The following is a 16,701-nucleotide window of genomic DNA, read 5'->3' as shown; positions in this document are numbered from 1 at the left end:
ACGCCGCGGTGTATAAGCCCTACCGAGGCGATGCCATCGCGGGCAAGCCCGGCTCCCACACAAGCCCCTCCCACATGGGTTCAGAGACCGGCAATTAGGTCGCGGTAGTCTTCAACTGCTGCAAATTCTGCGGTGTCTTTGGGCCCTTTGCGACTGTCCGGCTCTTTCACCGCCAACAAATGCCCCACCCCAAACTCCCGGGCGCTGCGCAGGATCGGCAAGGTGTCGTCGATAAACAGGCTGCGGGCCGGGTCGAAGGCGATGTCAGCTTGCAGGGCATCCCAGAACTGCGGGTTTTCCTTGGCGAAACCGTAGTCGTGGGAGCTGATCAACCGCTCGAAATACGGCGCCAGTTCGATGCGTTCCAACTTCAATGACAGCGAATCACGGTGAGCATTGGTGATCAGGATCACTCGCTTGCCGGCCTGTTTGATCGCCGCCAGGAAGGTATCGGCATCCGGGCGCAGGGCGATCAGGTGGGCGGTTTCCAGCTTGAGCTCGCGCACCGGGAGATTCAGCTCGGTGCTCCAGAAATCCAGGCAATACCATTGCAACTGTCCGGCGTTACGCTCGAACAGAGGCTGCAACTCCATCTCGGCCATGGCCCGGCTCACCCCGTGCAGCTCAGCGTAGCGCTGGGGCAGGTGCTCCATCCAGAAGTGGTTGTCGAAATGCAGGTCGAGCAAGGTGCCGTCCATGTCCAGCAGGACAGTATCGATGGCGTGCCAGGGCAAAGAGGGCATGGGGCGTTCTCATGTAAGTAAAGATATCCGACACAGACAATCGGAAAAGCCACGGTATAGTAACCCGATCACGCCAAGGAGCCGCTTATGCGCCAGAAACCCACCGTCCTCGCCCGCGAAATAGTCGCCAGTAGCCGTTTGTTCCGCGTGGAGGAAGTGCAATTGCGCTTTTCCAATGGCGTTGAACGGACCTACGAGCGCCTGGTAGGGCGCGGTGCCGGCTATGGCGCGGTGATGATCGTGGCGATGATCGACGACGACCATGCGTTGCTGGTGGAAGAGTACTGCGGCGGGACGGACGAATATGAATTGTCTTTGCCCAAAGGCTTGATCGAGCCTGGCGAGGATGTACTGGCGGCGGCGGACCGCGAGCTCAAGGAAGAGGCGGGCTACGGCGCACGTCAGTTGGAACACCTCACTGAGCTTTCGCTGTCTCCCGGCTATATGAGCCAGAAAATCCAGGTGGTGCTCGCCACCGACCTCTATGAAGAACGCCTGGAAGGCGATGAGCCTGAACCGATGCGCGTGGACAGGGTCAACCTGCGTGAGTTGTCGCAACTGGCGCAAAACGAGCAATTCAGCGAAGGCCGGGCATTGGCCGCGCTGTATCTGGTACGAGATTTGTTGATTCAGCGTGGAGCGTTTATCGCATGAGCGAACTGTTTTTAGGCCACCCGTTTATTGCCCCCGTGATCGAGCTGGCTCGCCAGGCGGGTGAAGTGATTCTGCCGTACTGGCGTGCGGATGTGGCGGTGACGTCCAAGGCTGATGATTCGCCGGTGACGGCGGCGGATTTGGCCGCTCATCACCTGATTCTCGCCGGCCTGACGGCACTGGACCCGAGTATCCCGGTATTGTCCGAGGAAGACGCCGATATCGACCAGAGCGTGCGCGCCGGTTGGCAGCGCTGGTGGCTGGTGGATCCGCTGGATGGCACCAAGGAATTTATTGCCGGCAGCGAAGAGTTCACCGTGAATATCGCCCTGATCGAGCAGGGTCGCGTGGTGTTCGGCGTGGTATCCATGCCCACCAATGGCCGTTGCTACTTTGGCGGTGCCGGCCTGGGCGCATGGCGTTCCGATGTGAACGAGGCGCCCAAGCAGATCCAGGTGCGCGAGACGCCGGCAGCGGGCGAGTCGTTTACCGTGGTGGCCAGCCGTCGGCATACCAGCCCCGAGCAGGAGCGTTTGCTGGACGGGTTGAGTGAAGGGTTGGGCGCGTTGAAACTGGCGAATATCGGCAGCTCGTTGAAATTCTGCCTGTTGGCTGAGGGCAGCGCCGATTGCTACCCGCGCCTGGCGCCGACCTCGCAGTGGGACACCGCTGCGGCCCAGGGCGTATTGGAAGGAGCGGGCGGTGAGGTGGTGGAGTTGAGCGGTGAGCCGTTCAGCTACCCGGCGCGGGAATCCTTGCTGAATCCGTTCTTTTTAGCGTTGCCGGCCAAGGCTGCGTGGCGTGAACGGTTGCTGACGTTAGCTAGATCTTAGGGCCTCAGCAGATCAAAATGTGGGAGCGGGCTTGCTCGCGAATGCGCAGTGTCAGTCACTGAATGTGTCTCTGATACACCGCATTCGCGAGCAAGCCCGCTCCCACATTTGTTTTTGTGTTGCAGCGGCTAGCGGTGCAAAACGTACTGGCCGGTAAACGTCACGGCTTTTTCTTCACTCCCCGCATTCACAATCCACGTCTGCAGCGCCAACCGCGCCCGCCCATAACGTTTGTACGTCGCCAAAAAGCGCTTCCAGACTTTCTCATCCGGTGCCGCGCACACCACCGTCGCGTCCTGCGTCACCGGCAGCGGGTAACTGATCTGCCCTTCCTGAATCACGATATGCCCGTCTTCAACCCCTTCTTCGCGCAGTTTCAGATGCAACCAGCCCCAGCCCGCCAGCACCGCGCCGCAGTAGAGGCTGCCGCCGAACATGGTGCTCTTGTGGTTGATATTGGCTTGCAGCGGCAAGTGCAGCTGCAATTGGCCGTGCTGCCAGTCGAGCACCTTGAGGCCCATTTCCCGGGTGAGGGGGATGTCGTGGTGAAGGATGGATTCCAGGTAACGGCTGTCGCGGCTCATGGCGGCCTCTTGGTGGGTGGGCGGGGTCATTCGTCGTCGGTGCTGTGGTTGCCGCTGTCGGCGAAGTTCAGGCCGTGCTTGCGCAATTTGTCGTGCAAGGTCTTGCGCGGCACACCCAGGGCTTCGGCCAGGCTGCGCATGGAGCTGTGGGGGCGGGTGAGTTCGGCGGCGATCAGGCTCTTTTCGAACTGTTCGACTTGCTCGCTCAAGCCGCCCGGGGTGGAGGTCAGCACGCCCGCTGCGGGGTTATCCTGCGTGTTGTCCAGCGCCAGTTCCAGGCCCAGGGCAAAGCGTTCGGCGGCGTTCTGCAACTCGCGCACATTGCCCGGCCAGCTGTGGCGCAGCAGCAGCGCACGTTGCCCCGGCTGCAGTTCGTGCAGCGGCAGGCCGTGGCGGCTGCTGGCTTCATCGGCAAAATGCTGGAACAGCATCAGCGCGTCCTCACCGCGTTCGCGCAGTGGCGGAATGCGCAGCGGCGCAACGTTGAGGCGGTAATACAGGTCAGCACGGAAGCGGCCCTGGTCGGCGGACTGGCGCAGGTCTTCCTTAGTGGCGGCGATGATGCGGATATCCAGCGGAATCAGCTGATTGCCGCCCAGGCGCTCCACCACTCGCTCTTGCAGCAGGCGCAGCAGCTTGACCTGCACGTCCAGGCTCATGCTTTCGATTTCATCGAGAAACAGCGTGCCGCCGTTGGCGAATTCGAACTTGCCGATACGGCGCTTCTGCGCGCCGGTGAAAGCGCCCGGCTCATGGCCGAACAGCTCGCTTTCCACCACCGACTCGGCCAGGGCGCCGGCGTTGATCGCCACAAACGGCCCGCTGCGTCGGCTCGACAGGTCATGCAGCGCACGGGCGACGACTTCTTTGCCGGCGCCGGTTTCGCCGAGGATCAGCACATCAGCCCTGGTCGCCGCCAGCGCGCCGATCTGCTCACGCAGGCGCAGCATTTGCGGCGAGTGGCCCACCAGGCGCGTGCTCAGTTGCTGGCGGTCGCTCAGGGCCAGGCGCAGGCTGCGGTTGTCCAGCACCAGGCGGCGCAGGGCCAGGGCGCGGCGCACACTGTCGAGCAGCGCGTCGCTGGCAAAGGGTTTTTCCAGGAAGTCATACGCGCCGGCGCGCATTGCCTGCACCGCCAACGGCACATCGCCGTGACCGGTGATCAACAGCACCGGCAGTTCCGGGTCCTGGCCGTGCAGTTCGGCCAGCAGCTCCAGGCCGTCCATGCCCGGCATGCGGATATCGCTGACCACCACGCCCGCCCAATCGCGGGACAGGCGCGCAGTAAGGCCGGTGGCTTCGCCCAGGGTCAGGACTTTCAGCCCGGCCAGGTCCAGGGTCTGGCACAGGGCCTGACGCAGATGCGGATCGTCGTCGATCAACACCACCTGAATCTGGTTATCGATACTCATACACTGCGGTCCTCGGACGGTTGCAGACTGACGCCCGGCGAGCCGGCACGCAATTTCAGGGTTAACAGCGCGCCACCTTCCTTGTGGTTGGCGAACAGCAGTTCGCCGCCAAAGGCACGCATCAGGGTGTCACAGATCGCCAGGCCCAACCCCAGGCCCTGGGTGCGGGTCTTGGTGGTGTAGAACGGCTCGCTGGCGCGGCCCAGGGCTTCCATGCAAAACCCCGGGCCGTTGTCGCGAATGTACAGGTTGACGCCCTGTTCAGTGGTTTGGGCACTCAACCAGAGTTTGCGCGGCGGGCCTTTTTCGGTGAGGGCGTCGAGGGCGTTGGCCAACAGGTTGCCGAGCACCTGGCGCAAACGGGTTTCGCCGGCTTGCACCCACAGGGTCGCTTCCGGCAGATCGCGGATCAGCTCGACTTCCATCGCCCGCCGCCGCTTGGCCAGCAAGGCCAGCGCATCGTCGAGCGCCGGTTGCAGGGCCACGCTCTCGGGGGCATGCCGGTCACGGCGAGCGAAGGCGCGCAAGTGCGCGATGATCGAGGCCATGCGCCCGGTCAGTTCGCTGATCAGCTTGAGATTGCCGCGGGCATCACTGGTGCGTTCGTGGTCGAGCAGGATCTCGGCGTTTTCCGCATAGCTGCGAATCGCCGCCAACGGTTGATTGAGCTCGTGGCTGATGCTCGCCGACATGGTGCCCAGCGCCGACAGTTTGCCCGCCTGCACCAGGTCATCCTGAGCGCGCACCAGTTCCTGCTGGGCGTGCTCGCGCTCCAGCACTTCCTGTTTCAGGCGTCGGTTGAGGCCCTCCAGGTCACTGGTGCGTTCGACCACGCGGGCTTCCAGCTCGCGGCGCGCCTTGGCTTCGAAGGCGATGCGGTCCAGGTAATGGCGGCGGCGTTGCATCATCAGGCCCAGCAACAGCATCAATACCAGCAGCGTGGCGCCACCCACCGCGACCACCGTGCGCACCGGGCGGCTGATCAGCGAGCGTGGGGCGAGGATTTCCACGTTCCAGCCGGTCTCCGCGATGGCCGTGGATTGGCGTAGCCATGCCGTGCTGCTGAGGGCCAGCGGCTGCGGGTCGCGGGTTGGGTAAGGCTGGATGGCAATGATCGCCTGGCGTTCTGCGGCGGTCAGTGGCCGCGTGGCGCGGAACCGCCATTGCGGGCGCGACGTCAGGATCACCACGCCGTTGTGGTCAGTCACCAGCAGTTGTTCCGGGGTGTTGCCCCACAGGCTTTCGGTGTGATCCAGGTCGACCTTCACCACCAGCACGCCGATGACTTTATCGCCATCGCGCACGGCGGCGGCGAAGAAGTATCCGCGCTTGGCCGAGGTGGTGCCCAGGCCGAAGAACCGCCCCAAACGCCCGGCCATGGCCTCGCTGAAATACGGTCGGAACGAGAAATTGCGGCCGACGAAGCTGTCCTGTTTGTCCCAGTTGGACGCGGCGAGAGTCTTGCCGGTGGTGTCCATCAGGTACATCACTTCCACCCCGGCCTGGGCGGCGACGTCCTTGAGCAGCAGGTTGGCGTTGACCAGGTTGGTGCTCACCTGTGGTGCATCGAGTGCCGTGCGCAAGGCCGGCAGGTCGCCGAGGATCTGCGGCAGCACTTCATAGCGATGCAGCGTACCCAGCAGGTTGGCCACGTACAGGTCGAGGGTTTGGCGGTTTTGCCCGGCCAGTTCGCTGCGGTAATAGCGCTCGGCCAGGTGCTCCAGCGGCCACAGCAGCGGTGCCAGGCACAACGCCAACAGGGCGAGGCTGCGCCAGCGGGGTCTTCGCGGAAGGGGTGGAGTCATGGGAGTCGTGCGCCTGTGGGTACAGGCGCATTATGCCTAGTGCTGCTCGGCAAGACACTCGCGCAATGCGTCTTGCCACTGCGGCTGGCTGACCTGCCATTGCTGCTGCAGGCGACGGCAATCCAGGCGCGAGTTGAGCGGGCGCCTGGCGGGCGTCGGGTAGGCGCTGGAGGGGATCGCTTCCAGCTCGGCGCAGGCTTTGCCGTCGGCACGCAGGTGTTCACCTATCGCCTCGGCAAAGCCGAACCACGAGGTTTCGCCCTGGGCCGTCAGGTGGTATACGCCCCAGTCGCCCACTTGACCCGCCTGCCAACGTTCGATCAAGGCGCGCGTGCTGTTGGCGATGGTGCCGGCCCAGGTCGGCGCACCGATCTGGTCGACGACGATGCGCATCTGCGGCTTCTCTTGCAGCAGACGCTGCATGGTCAGCAGGAAATTCTTGCCGTGGCCGGAGTAGACCCAACTGGTGCGCAGGACCAGATACTCGCCGCCCACTGCGGCAATCGCTTGTTCACCGGCGAGCTTGCTCTGGCCGTACACACCCAATGGGTTCGGCGTGTCGGCTTCGGTGTAAGGCGCGGGCTTGCTGCCGTCGAACACATAGTCGGTGGAGTAGTGGATCAATGGGATGCCCAGCGCCTTGGCCTCTTCGGCCAGGATGCCGGGGGCAATCGCGTTGATGGCAAAGGCCACGTCCGGCTCGCTTTCGGCTTGATCGACGGCGGTATGGGCGGCGGCGTTGATGATCAGGCCGGGGCAGTGGGCGCGGACTTGCTGGCGGATCTGGTCGGGGTTGGCCAGGTCCAGTTGGTCGCGGCCCAGCACGATGAGTTCGCCCAGGTCCCGCAGGCGGTGTTGCAGCTCGCGGGAGACTTGCCCGTGTTGGCCGGTAATCAGGATTTTCAGAGGGCGGGTCATGGGAACAGGTCGGCTTCCATCAGCAGCTTGCCGGCCTGATCCTTGGTGGACAGTTGCGGCGGCTCAGTGAGTTCCCAGTCGATCGCCAGCGTCGGGTCATTCCACAGGATGCTGCGCTCGGCGCTCGGCTGGTAGTAATCGGTGGTCTTGTACAGGAACTCTGCGTAATCGCTGAGCACCACAAACCCATGGGCAAAGCCTTCCGGCACCCACAACTGGCGATGGTTGTGTGCCGAGAGGCGAACGCCCACCCATTGGCCGAAATTTGGCGAGCTACGGCGGATATCCACGGCAACGTCCAATACTTCGCCGGCCGTTACGCGCACCAGCTTGCCCTGGGTGTGTTCCAGTTGGTAATGCAGGCCGCGCAGCACGCCTTTTTGCGAGCGCGAATGGTTGTCCTGCACGAAGTCGCGCTTGAGCCCGGTGGCCTCTTCAAAGGCACGGGCGTTGAAGCTTTCGTAGAAAAACCCGCGCTCATCACCAAATACCTTGGGCTCGATGATCAGCACGCCAGGCAATGCAGTTTCAATGACGTTCACGGGTGGTCTCCAGCCAACGAATACAGGTATTGGCCATAGCCGGTTTTGCCGAAGTACTTGGCGCGTTCAAGCAGGTGGTCGCGGTCGATCCAGCCATTTTCGTAAGCGATCTCTTCCAGGCACGCCACCTTCAGCCCCTGGCGGTGCTCGATGGTTTGCACATAGGTTGAGGCTTCCAGCAGGCTGTCATGGGTACCCGTGTCGAGCCAGGCAAAGCCACGGCCGAAACACTCCACATGCAAGTCGCCACGCTCGAGATAGGCGTTGTTGACGTCGGTAATTTCCAGCTCGCCACGCGGCGAAGGTTTGACCTCGTGTGCGATCCGGATCACGTCGTTGTCGTAGAAATACAGGCCGGTTACGGCGTAGGCCGATTTGGGCTTGGCCGGTTTTTCTTCGATGGACAAGGCGCGGCCGTTTTTGTCGAAGTCGATTACCCCAAAACGCTCAGGGTCCTTGACCCTGTAGCCGAAGACGGTAGCGCCTGAGGTGCGTTCGGCTGCGGTGCGCAACTGGTCGCTGAAATGTTGGCCGTGGAAAATGTTATCGCCCAGGATCAGGCAAACCGGATCATCCCCGATAAATTCTTCGCCAATGATAAACGCCTGGGCCAAGCCATCCGGCGAAGGCTGTTCGGCATAGCTGAAACGCACGCCAAACTGGCTGCCATCGCCGAGCAAGTTGCGGTATTGCGGCAAGTCCACCGGGGTGGAAATCACCAGGATGTCTTTGATCCCCGCCAGCATCAGCACCGACACCGGGTAATAGATCATCGGTTTGTCATACACCGGCAGCAGTTGTTTGGACACGCCCAGGGTAATGGGGTGCAAGCGGGTTCCGGAGCCACCGGCCAATACGATTCCCTTCATCATGCAATCAGATCCTTCATGTCGGTATTGCCAAGTCGTTCACCTTGATAGCTGCCGTCCTGGACCCTGCGGCACCATTGCAGGTTATCGAGGTACCACTGCACGGTCTTGCGCAGGCCGGTTTCGAAGGTTTCTTCGGGGACCCAGCCCAGTTCGCGTTCTATCTTGCTGGCGTCGATCGCGTAGCGCTGATCATGGCCCGGGCGATCTTTGACGAACGTGATCAGGTCAGTGAATTTTTCGACCGTGGCTGGGCGTTGCGGTGCCAGCTCTTCCAGCAGGCCGCAAATGCCTCTGACCACGTCGATGTTTTTCTGCTCGTTGTGGCCGCCAATGTTGTACGTCTCGCCGACTACGCCCTGGGTGACCACTTTCAGCAGCGCACGTGCATGGTCCTCCACGAACAGCCAGTCGCGTACCTGCAAACCATCACCGTAGACCGGCAACGGCTTACCCGCGAGTGCATTGAGGATGACCAGCGGGATCAACTTCTCGGGAAAATGGAAGGCCCCGTAGTTGTTCGAACAGTTGGTCAGCAGGACTGGCAAGCCGTAGGTGCGATGCCATGCGCGCACCAGGTGATCGGACGCCGCTTTGCTCGCGGAATAGGGCGAGCTGGGCGCGTAGGGCGTGGTCTCGGTGAACAGGTCGTCAACGCCGTGCAGGTCGCCATACACCTCGTCGGTAGAAATATGGTGGAAGCGGAAGGCTTGCCTGGCCGACTCATCCAGCGTGAGCCAGTAGGCGCGAGTGGCTTCCAGCAGGCTGTAGGTGCCGACGATGTTGGTCTGGATAAAATCCGACGGGCCGTCAATCGAACGGTCGACATGGGACTCCGCTGCCAGGTGCATGATCGCCTGGGGCTCGAAGCGCGCCAGCACGGCGCTGACGGTGGCCTGGTCGATGATATCGGCCTGAACGAACTCATAACGGCTATTGGACGCGATGCTGGTCAGTGATTCCAGGTTGCCAGCATAGGTGAGCTTGTCCAGGTTGAGCACTTCGTGCTCGGTGTGCTGAATCAGGTGACGGATAAGGGCTGAGCCGATAAATCCAGCGCCACCAGTGATGAGAATGCGCATGTCGGAGGGCCTTTTCCTTAGACGGACATTAAGCGAATGAAGCATAGCTTGAGTTGTGCGGCGGGGCGGTGCAAGCGCGGCATGCGTGGGGGTTGCCTAATTCACCAGAACAATGGCGATATACACCCCTGAAAAAAACCGAGGCCACCCCCATGCTGCTCGCCACGTTGGTCCACCGCGCCAGTCTACCTTGCCCGCAAGTCGGCCCCGATCAGGCGGCGCAGCTGCTTGAGCAGCATTACGGCCTCACCGGCCCGTTGCAGTCACTGGGCAGCCAGCAGGACCTGAACTACAGAGTCGACAGCGCCCGCGGTCGTTTTGTTCTGAAAATCTGCCGGGGCGATTACGCCGCCGTGGAGTTGCAAGCCCAGCACGCGGCCTTGAACACCTTGCAGGCTCAAGCCAGCGTGCGCGTGCCCAAGGTCATCAAGGCCCTGAACGGCGAAGAACTGCTGACCCTGAGCCTCGACGGCCAAACCCTGCATGTGCGCCTGCTGGACTATATCGACGGCCAGCCACTGACCCATCTGCCCCACCTTGGGCGCGAGGTGATCGCAGGTTTCGGCGACCTGTGCGGGCGGATGAGCCAGGCGTTGGCGCCGTTCGAACACCCGGGCCTTGCGCGCACCCTGCAATGGGACCCGCGCCACGCCGGGGAATTGATCACGCATTTACTGGCCAGCCTTGAACACCTGCCGTACCGAGCGGCGCTGGAGCAGGTGGCCGAGCAGCTTGAGCAGCGCATTCGCCCCCTGGCCGAGCACCTGCCGTGGCAAGCGGTGCACATGGACATCACCGACGACAATGTTGTGTGGCAACGCGATGCCCAGCGCCACTGGCAGCTGCAGGGCGTGATCGATTTCGGCGACCTGGTGCACACCTGGCGCATCGCCGATCTGTCGGTGACCTGCGCGGCCCTGTTGCACCATGCCGAGGGCGACCCCTTTGCCATCTTGCCGGCGATTCAGGCTTGCCACGCCGTCACGCCGCTGCAGCACCAGGAATTGCAGGCGCTATGGCCGTTGATCGTGGCCCGGGCGGCGGTGCTGGTATTGAGCAGTGAACAGCAACAATGCCTGGACCCGGATAACAGCTATCTGTTGAAAAACGCCGAGCACGAGTGGGAGATTTTCCATGTGGCGACCTCGGTGCCGTTTGAATTGATGGAGGCTGCGATTCTAAGCAGCGTCGGGCAAGTGCCGGCGCCGATTGCCGGCCAGGGTTTCGCGCCGTTGTTGCCGGGGCTGGTGGGGCGTGAGTTTGCCTTGATCGACCTGGGTGTACTCAGCCCGCATTTCGAGGCGGGTAACTGGGAGCAGGCCGGTGTCGACCAGCGTTTGTTAGAGGATGCGGCGGCGGTGCATGGCCTGGCGGCGAGTCGCTACGGGCAATACCGTTTGTCACGTACCCAGCCTGACAGCGCCGGTGAGCCGCAGACGTTTGCGCTGCACGTCGAACTGCATGTGCCTCTGGGCACCTCCGTCGAAGCGCCGTTCGCGGGCATCCTGCGCCCGGGCGCCAACGGCGAATGGCGGGTGCACAGCGGCGAGGCCAATGTGCGGCTGTGGGGCGTCAAAGTGCTGTTGCAGCCTGGCGCTGCCGTGCTTAAAGGGCAGGTGATCGGTGAAGTCGCAGGCCCGCTGACCGTGCAATTGTGCCGTAGCGAGCTGCCGGCGCCGCTGTTCTGCACGCCCTCCCGGGCGCACGCGTGGCAGGTGTTGTGCCCCTCGCCGGCCACGCTGCTGGGGCTGGCCTGTGATGCACAGCCCGAGTTAGACCCCACGGCCCTGCTGGCGCGCCGCGATGCCAGCTTTGCGCGCTCGCAAAAACACTATTACGTCGACCCGCCGCGTATCGAGCGCGGCTGGCGTAACCACCTGATCGATATGCAGGGCCGTTCCTACCTCGACATGCTCAATAACGTCGCGGTGCTGGGCCATGGCCATCCGCGCATGGCGGCGGTGGCGGCGCGCCAGTGGTCGCTGCTTAACACCAACTCGCGCTTTCACTACGCGGCGATTGCCGAGTTTTCCGAACGTTTGCTGGTGCTGGCGCCGCAGGGCATGGACCGGGTGTTCCTGGTCAACAGCGGCACCGAGGCCAATGACTTGGCGATTCGCCTGGCCTGGGCCTACAGCGGCGGGCGCGACATGCTCAGCGTGTTGGAGGCGTACCACGGCTGGTCGGTGGCGGCGGATGCCGTGTCCACCTCGATTGCCGACAACCCCCAGGCGCTGAGCAGCCGGCCGGATTGGGTGCACCCGGTGACTGCGCCCAATACCTATCGCGGCGAATTCCGAGGCCAGGACAGTGCGCCGGATTACGTAAGAAGCGTGGAGCACAACCTGGCGAAAATCGCCGCCAGTAAACGTCAACTGGCGGGTTTCATCTGCGAGCCGGTGTACGGCAATGCGGGCGGCATTTCCCTGCCGCCGGGCTATCTGCAGCAGGTGTATGCGCGGGTGCGCGCCCAGGGCGGCGTGTGCATCGCCGATGAAGTGCAGGTGGGTTATGGCCGCATGGGGCATTTCTTCTGGGGTTTTGAAGAGCAGGGCGTAGTGCCGGATATCATCACCATGGCCAAAGGCATGGGCAACGGCCAACCCTTGGGCGCAGTGATCACCCGCCGCGAAATCGCCGAAGCCCTGGAGGCCGAGGGGTACTTCTTTTCATCATCAGGTGGAAGCCCGGTCAGTTGCCGGATCGGCATGGCAGTGCTGGACGTGATGGAGGAAGAAAAACTGTGGGAAAACGCCCAGGTCGTGGGCGGACATTTCAAGGCGCGGCTGGAAGCATTGATCGACCGACATCCGTTAGTCGGTGCGGTGCACGGCTCCGGCTTCTATCTGGGCCTGGAGCTGGTGCGCGACCGGCAAACCCTGGAACCCGCCACTGAAGAGACCACACTGCTGTGCGATCGCCTGCGCGAACTGGGGATATTCATGCAGCCAACCGGCGACTACTTGAACATCCTCAAGATCAAGCCGCCGATGGTCACCTCTCGACGCAGTGTGGATTTCTTCGTCGACATGCTGTCGAAGGTGCTGGATGAGCAATTGTAAAAAGCCGATTGTTATCGGCTATTTATTGTCATATTTATTGCCTATGATCTTTGAACGCTTTTAAAGCCGATTTTTATCCGTTATAAAGTCGGCCTTTACCCCCATTCGGAGTCCTGATCGCCATGACCACCCTGCACAGCACCCCTCGCGCCGATGGCTTCCATATGCCCGCCGAATGGGCGCCACAGACCCAAACCTGGATGGTCTGGCCCGAGCGCCCGGACAACTGGCGTCTGGGCGGCAAGCCCGCACAGGCGGCTCACGTGGCGGTGGCCAAGGCTATTGCGCGTTTTGAACCGGTGACCGTGGCGGTTTCCGCCGGCCAGTATGAAAACGCCCGCGCCCGTCTGGATGTGCCCAATATTCGGGTGGTAGAGATGTCCAGCGACGACGCCTGGGTGCGTGACACTGGCCCGACCTTTGTGATCAACAACAACGGCGAAGTGCGCGGTGTGAACTGGGACTTCAATGCCTGGGGCGGTTTTGACGGCGGCCTGTACTCGCCGTGGAACCGGGATTCGCAGGTGGGTGGCAAGATCCTCGAAATCGAGCGCGCGCCGCGCTACCGCACCGAAGGCTTTGTGCTGGAAGGTGGCTCGATTCACGTCGATGGCGAAGGCACTTTGATCACCACTGAAGAATGCCTGCTCAACCGCAATCGCAACCCGCACCTGGACCGTGCCGAGATCGAAGCGGTGCTCAGCGCCAACCTGGCTGTGGATAAGATCATCTGGCTGCCGGACGGCCTGTTCAACGACGAAACCGACGGCCATGTGGATAACTTCTGCTGCTACGTGCGCCCAGGCGAAGTGTTGCTGGCCTGGACCGACGACCCACAAGACCCGAACTATGCACGCTGCCACGCCGCGATGGATGTTCTGCAAAGCAGCACCGACGCCCAGGGCCGTGAATTCACAGTGCACAAAATGCCGATCCCGGGGCCGCTGTACGCGACCGAGGAAGAGTGTGCAGGCGTAGACCCGGTGGACGGCACTCAAGAGCGCAATCCTACGGTGCGCCTGGCTGGTTCCTACGTGAACTTCCTGATCGTCAACGGCGGCATTATTGCGCCAAGCTTCGACGACCCGCTGGACAGCCAGGCCAAGGCGATCCTGCAGAACCTGTTCCCGCAGCACGAAGTGGTCATGGTGCCGGGCCGTGAACTGTTACTGGGTGGCGGCAATATCCATTGCCTGACCCAACAACAGCCAGCCCCGCACAAAAATTGAGTGCAGTTGTAACAGCAGCACGACGGCGACCGGTCGCCTCCCGGTTTTAGCGTTCTCGGCAAGCCCGCGCCCCAGCAAGGTCGCGGGCTTTTTTGTGTCCGCATGCCTATAAACCCGAGACATTGGCATAGCTCTTGTATTGATGTTGCCAGAGTGGCCCAAGGTCATGACTGCGCAGTTTTGTCATAAACCTTGAGTAAGTTAGCCGCTCACGCAGTAGGAGAGAGCGCTGAAATGAACGCCGATATCAACCTGATGAACACGCGCACGTTCCACCCTTTGCGGGTCAACGGCGACGCGATCCATGCGCTGGCGCACTGGTTGAAGGAAAACGGCTCGCGACAGATCAGGCAACAGCCTGACTTGCGCAGCGTGATGAGTGAACGCTACCCGGTGGGGTTGTTCAGTGAGGATGAAGTGCACGCGTTGTGTGAGCTGATGAACAGGTAAACGACCCCGAGATCAAAAAATGTGGGAGCGGGCTTGCTCGCGAATGCGGTGTATCAGTCGGTACATCTGAAACTGACACACCGCATTCGCGAGCAAGCCCGCTCCCACATTGACTCGAGTCTGGCTTTAGAAACTGTAAGTGCCTGTAACCACCAAGCTACGGGGTTCACCGGGCTGAATCTGCGCCACGCTGGTCGCCGATGCGTAGTAGGTTTTATCGGCGATATTGTTCAGCGCCGCCCTCACGTCCCATTCCTTTTGACGGAACCCGGCCAAGGCGTCCCAACGGCCATAACCCGGCAGCACCACGGTGTTGAGGCTGTCGGCATAACGGTCGCCCGCCAGCGTCAGGCCGGTTTCCGCGTACCAGCCCATTTCCGGTTTCCAGGTGAGAAACAGGCTGGCGTTGCGCTTGGCGACGTCGCTGACGCGCTTGCCTTCAAAGCCATTGTTGTCTTTCTCGACCTTGGCATCCTGCAGGCCGACGCCGCCGCGAACATACCAGTTGCCGACGATTTTACCGGTGGCCGTCAGCTCTACGCCGCGTGAGCGCTGCAAGCCGCTGAGCAGGGTGATGGTGCGGTCCAGCGGGTCGCTGGTGCGACGGTTATAGAGTTCCAGTTCGTACACGGCGAGGGTGGTGCTGAGGCGGTCGTCGAGCCAGTCGCTCTTCACCCCGATTTCTTTCTGTTTGGTCAGCTCGGGGCTCAGGTCGTTGACGCTGCCGGCGGCGTTCGGGGTGATGCCGATCAGGCCGCCACCCGCCGGGGAGAAGGTTTTGCTCCACGAGGCGTAGAACGAGTGGTGCTCCACGGGCGTCCACACCAGGCCGAAGCGCGGGCTGGTGCTGCGGCTTTCGACGGCTTGCTGGGTGTTGAGCAGCTTGTTTTTGGTGTCCACTTCAAAGTAGTCGTAACGCAAGCCGGCCAGCACTTGCCACTGATCGTTCAGGCGCAGTTGGTCCTGTACGTAAACGGCGCGGCTTTCGACTTCGGTGTGGTTGTTGCTCGACACACTCATCGACCCGGTGTGGCTCAGGTGGCGATTCGGTTGGTTGAGGTCCAGGCTCGGCACGGCGCGGCCGCCCCGGTTGACGGCCGTCGCGGTGTACAGCTTGGGGTCGCGGCGCTGGCTGCCCAGCTCAAGGCCGGTGAGCAGGCGATGTTCCAGGCCGAAGGTGCTGAAGCCACCTTCCAGCTCGACATTGTTGAAGATATTGAGGGTGGTCAGGTCCTGCTGCCAGCGTTGCCGTGTGACGCGATTGGTCGCCGGGGTGTAGCCGGTCTGGTAGGTGTTGTCGAAATCGCTGTCGAGCTTGAACACGCCGAGGGTCTGGCGCAGTTGCCAATTGTCGTTGAGTTCATAGGCCAGCTTGGAGCGTAGCGACTGGGTTTTGTCGTCGATGTAATCGCCACTGTCAAAGTAGGTGGTGCTGCGGCTCACATCGGCCGGGCGCCCGTTGACCCCGGGGATGCCACGGTCCGGCGTGCGGTTGTAGCGGCTGTATTCGTATTGCACCAGCCAGTTCAGGTCCGGTGTCAGTTGCCAGCTCATGGAGGGTGCAAACAGCTGGCGATTGCCGCTGACGCCATCGCGAAAGCTGTTGTTGTCCTGGTTACCCATGTTCAGGCGCAGGCTGATGGTGTCTGTGGGGTCGGTGCTGAGGTCGGCGTACAAGCTGCGCAAATCGTTGCTGCCGCCCTGGGCCTCGATGCTCGACTTATGCCCGGCCGTTGGCAGCTTGCTGACGCGGTTGACGATCCCTCCCTGACCGCCTCGCCCGTAAAGTACAGCGGCCGGGCCTTTGAGCACCTCGATGCGCTCGATGTTGTGCAGGTCGCGCACGTACTGGCTGTCGTCGCGAATGCCATCCAGATAGAAGTCATTGCTCGCGTCGAAACCCCGGATGCGCAAACTGTCGAAACGCGTATCGGCGCCGCTGCTCACGTTGGGAATGCCGCTCAGGGCCTGGCCCAGGTCATTGGTGCCGTAGGAGCGCAGGCTTTCGGTCTTCACCGAGTCGATGGCCTGCGGCACATAGCGCACGGGGGTGGCGGTGCGCGTGGCGGTGCTGGTTTCCTTGACGCGTGGGTCATCTTCGTCAGCTTCGGCGCTGATCGAGGTTTCGGGCAAGATGGTGGCTGCACAGGCAAAACCGGCAGACAGCAAAACGGAAAGCCCAAGGGTGAAGGGCGTGAGACGAGGGGCAGGCATGCTGGAATGTATCCGAATTGTTTGGGAGGAAAATCGCACTTTAATGATAATGCTTTGCATTTGCGCGTGTTATCAGTTGCCAAACGTATCAACTTTGAAATGTGTTACTAAATGTGTTTTTAGTGTCGCCGAAGAGGGTTTTTGGTCGTTTTCAGAAAGGCTGTCAGCCTTTGCTTAGAATTATTTCGCCTAAATACAGACGATTCACGAAATTGACACATAGTTCAACGCCCGACTAGGATTGCGCCAACGCCTGTGGCGAACCGCCATGACTCATCCAATAAAAAAGGCCCGCGGCATGTTA

The 16,701-nt window shown here is 61.9% G+C and carries 14 protein-coding genes; 5 read left to right on the top strand and 9 right to left on the bottom strand.

Annotated elements, in window-relative coordinates:
• Nucleotides 1–80: 80 nt before the first annotated feature.
• On the bottom strand, nucleotides 81–743 hold the full coding sequence (gene yrfG / locus LRS56_25115) for a GMP/IMP nucleotidase (protein WDU62020.1): 663 nt from the start codon (nucleotides 741–743) through the stop codon (nucleotides 81–83).
• An 87-nt stretch (nucleotides 744–830) separates the two neighbouring features.
• On the opposite strand from yrfG, the gene nudE reads away from it, so the two are divergent.
• Together nudE and cysQ are read left to right on the top strand one after the other, a co-directional pair.
• Nucleotides 831–1,397 carry an ADP compounds hydrolase NudE gene (gene nudE, locus LRS56_25110; GenBank protein ID WDU62019.1) on the top strand — a complete coding sequence of 189 codons (567 nt, stop codon included), beginning with the start codon at nucleotides 831–833 and terminating at the stop codon, nucleotides 1,395–1,397.
• The gene (cysQ, locus tag LRS56_25105; protein ID WDU62018.1) at nucleotides 1,394–2,230 is read left to right on the top strand and encodes a 3'(2'),5'-bisphosphate nucleotidase CysQ; all 837 of its coding nucleotides are present in this window, start codon (nucleotides 1,394–1,396) and stop codon (nucleotides 2,228–2,230) included. The genes nudE and cysQ overlap by 4 nt, the downstream gene beginning before the upstream one ends.
• Nucleotides 2,231–2,358: 128 nt before the next feature.
• On the opposite strand, the gene LRS56_25100 is transcribed toward cysQ, so the two are convergent.
• From LRS56_25100 to rfbB, 7 genes are read right to left on the bottom strand one after another with little or no spacing between them, the layout of a single operon-like run.
• A complete protein-coding gene (locus tag LRS56_25100) occupies nucleotides 2,359–2,814 on the bottom strand; it encodes a YiiD C-terminal domain-containing protein (protein ID WDU62017.1) in 456 nt (151 codons plus the stop codon).
• A gap of 26 nt (nucleotides 2,815–2,840) precedes the next feature.
• On the bottom strand, nucleotides 2,841–4,226 hold the full coding sequence (locus tag LRS56_25095) for a sigma-54 dependent transcriptional regulator (GenBank protein WDU62016.1): 1,386 nt from the start codon (nucleotides 4,224–4,226) through the stop codon (nucleotides 2,841–2,843).
• Nucleotides 4,223–6,031, bottom strand: coding sequence for an ATP-binding protein (locus LRS56_25090; protein WDU62015.1), 1,809 nt, complete (start codon nucleotides 6,029–6,031; stop codon nucleotides 4,223–4,225). The genes LRS56_25095 and LRS56_25090 overlap by 4 nt, the downstream gene beginning before the upstream one ends.
• Nucleotides 6,032–6,067: 36 nt before the next feature.
• A complete protein-coding gene (rfbD, locus tag LRS56_25085) occupies nucleotides 6,068–6,949 on the bottom strand; it encodes a dTDP-4-dehydrorhamnose reductase (GenBank protein ID WDU62014.1) in 882 nt (293 codons plus the stop codon).
• Nucleotides 6,946–7,491 (bottom strand): dTDP-4-dehydrorhamnose 3,5-epimerase, encoded by a 546-nt coding sequence (rfbC, locus tag LRS56_25080; GenBank protein ID WDU62013.1) that lies wholly within the window; start codon nucleotides 7,489–7,491, stop codon nucleotides 6,946–6,948. The genes rfbD and rfbC overlap by 4 nt, the downstream gene beginning before the upstream one ends.
• Nucleotides 7,488–8,363, bottom strand: coding sequence for a glucose-1-phosphate thymidylyltransferase RfbA (gene rfbA, locus LRS56_25075; protein WDU62012.1), 876 nt, complete (start codon nucleotides 8,361–8,363; stop codon nucleotides 7,488–7,490). Before rfbA ends, rfbC begins: the two co-directional genes overlap by 4 nt.
• Entirely contained in the window at nucleotides 8,360–9,442 is a 1,083-nt protein-coding gene (rfbB, locus tag LRS56_25070) for a dTDP-glucose 4,6-dehydratase (GenBank protein ID WDU62011.1), read from the bottom strand. Before rfbB ends, rfbA begins: the two co-directional genes overlap by 4 nt.
• A gap of 152 nt (nucleotides 9,443–9,594) precedes the next feature.
• Between rfbB and LRS56_25065 the strand changes: the two genes are divergently transcribed.
• From LRS56_25065 to LRS56_25055, 3 genes are all read left to right on the top strand, one after another.
• Entirely contained in the window at nucleotides 9,595–12,504 is a 2,910-nt protein-coding gene (locus LRS56_25065) for an aminotransferase (GenBank protein ID WDU62010.1), read from the top strand.
• Between the two features lie 122 nt (nucleotides 12,505–12,626).
• Nucleotides 12,627–13,733 carry an agmatine deiminase gene (gene aguA, locus LRS56_25060; protein ID WDU62009.1) on the top strand — a complete coding sequence of 369 codons (1,107 nt, stop codon included), beginning with the start codon at nucleotides 12,627–12,629 and terminating at the stop codon, nucleotides 13,731–13,733.
• A gap of 234 nt (nucleotides 13,734–13,967) precedes the next feature.
• The gene (locus tag LRS56_25055) at nucleotides 13,968–14,183 is read left to right on the top strand and encodes a hypothetical protein (protein WDU62008.1); all 216 of its coding nucleotides are present in this window, start codon (nucleotides 13,968–13,970) and stop codon (nucleotides 14,181–14,183) included.
• Nucleotides 14,184–14,309: 126 nt separating this feature from the next.
• Here LRS56_25055 and LRS56_25050 read toward each other — a convergent pair whose 3' ends face one another.
• Nucleotides 14,310–16,397, bottom strand: a complete 2,088-nt coding sequence (locus LRS56_25050) for a TonB-dependent siderophore receptor (protein WDU62007.1) — start codon at nucleotides 16,395–16,397, stop codon at nucleotides 14,310–14,312.
• Between the last annotated feature and the right edge of the window lie 304 nt (nucleotides 16,398–16,701).

The organism is Pseudomonas poae, from assembly GCA_028869255.1.
Taxonomy (GTDB): domain Bacteria; phylum Pseudomonadota; class Gammaproteobacteria; order Pseudomonadales; family Pseudomonadaceae; genus Aquipseudomonas; species Aquipseudomonas poae_C.
The sequence above is the reverse complement of the archived record's forward strand: the minus strand, read 5'-3'. Positions and strand labels throughout refer to the sequence as shown.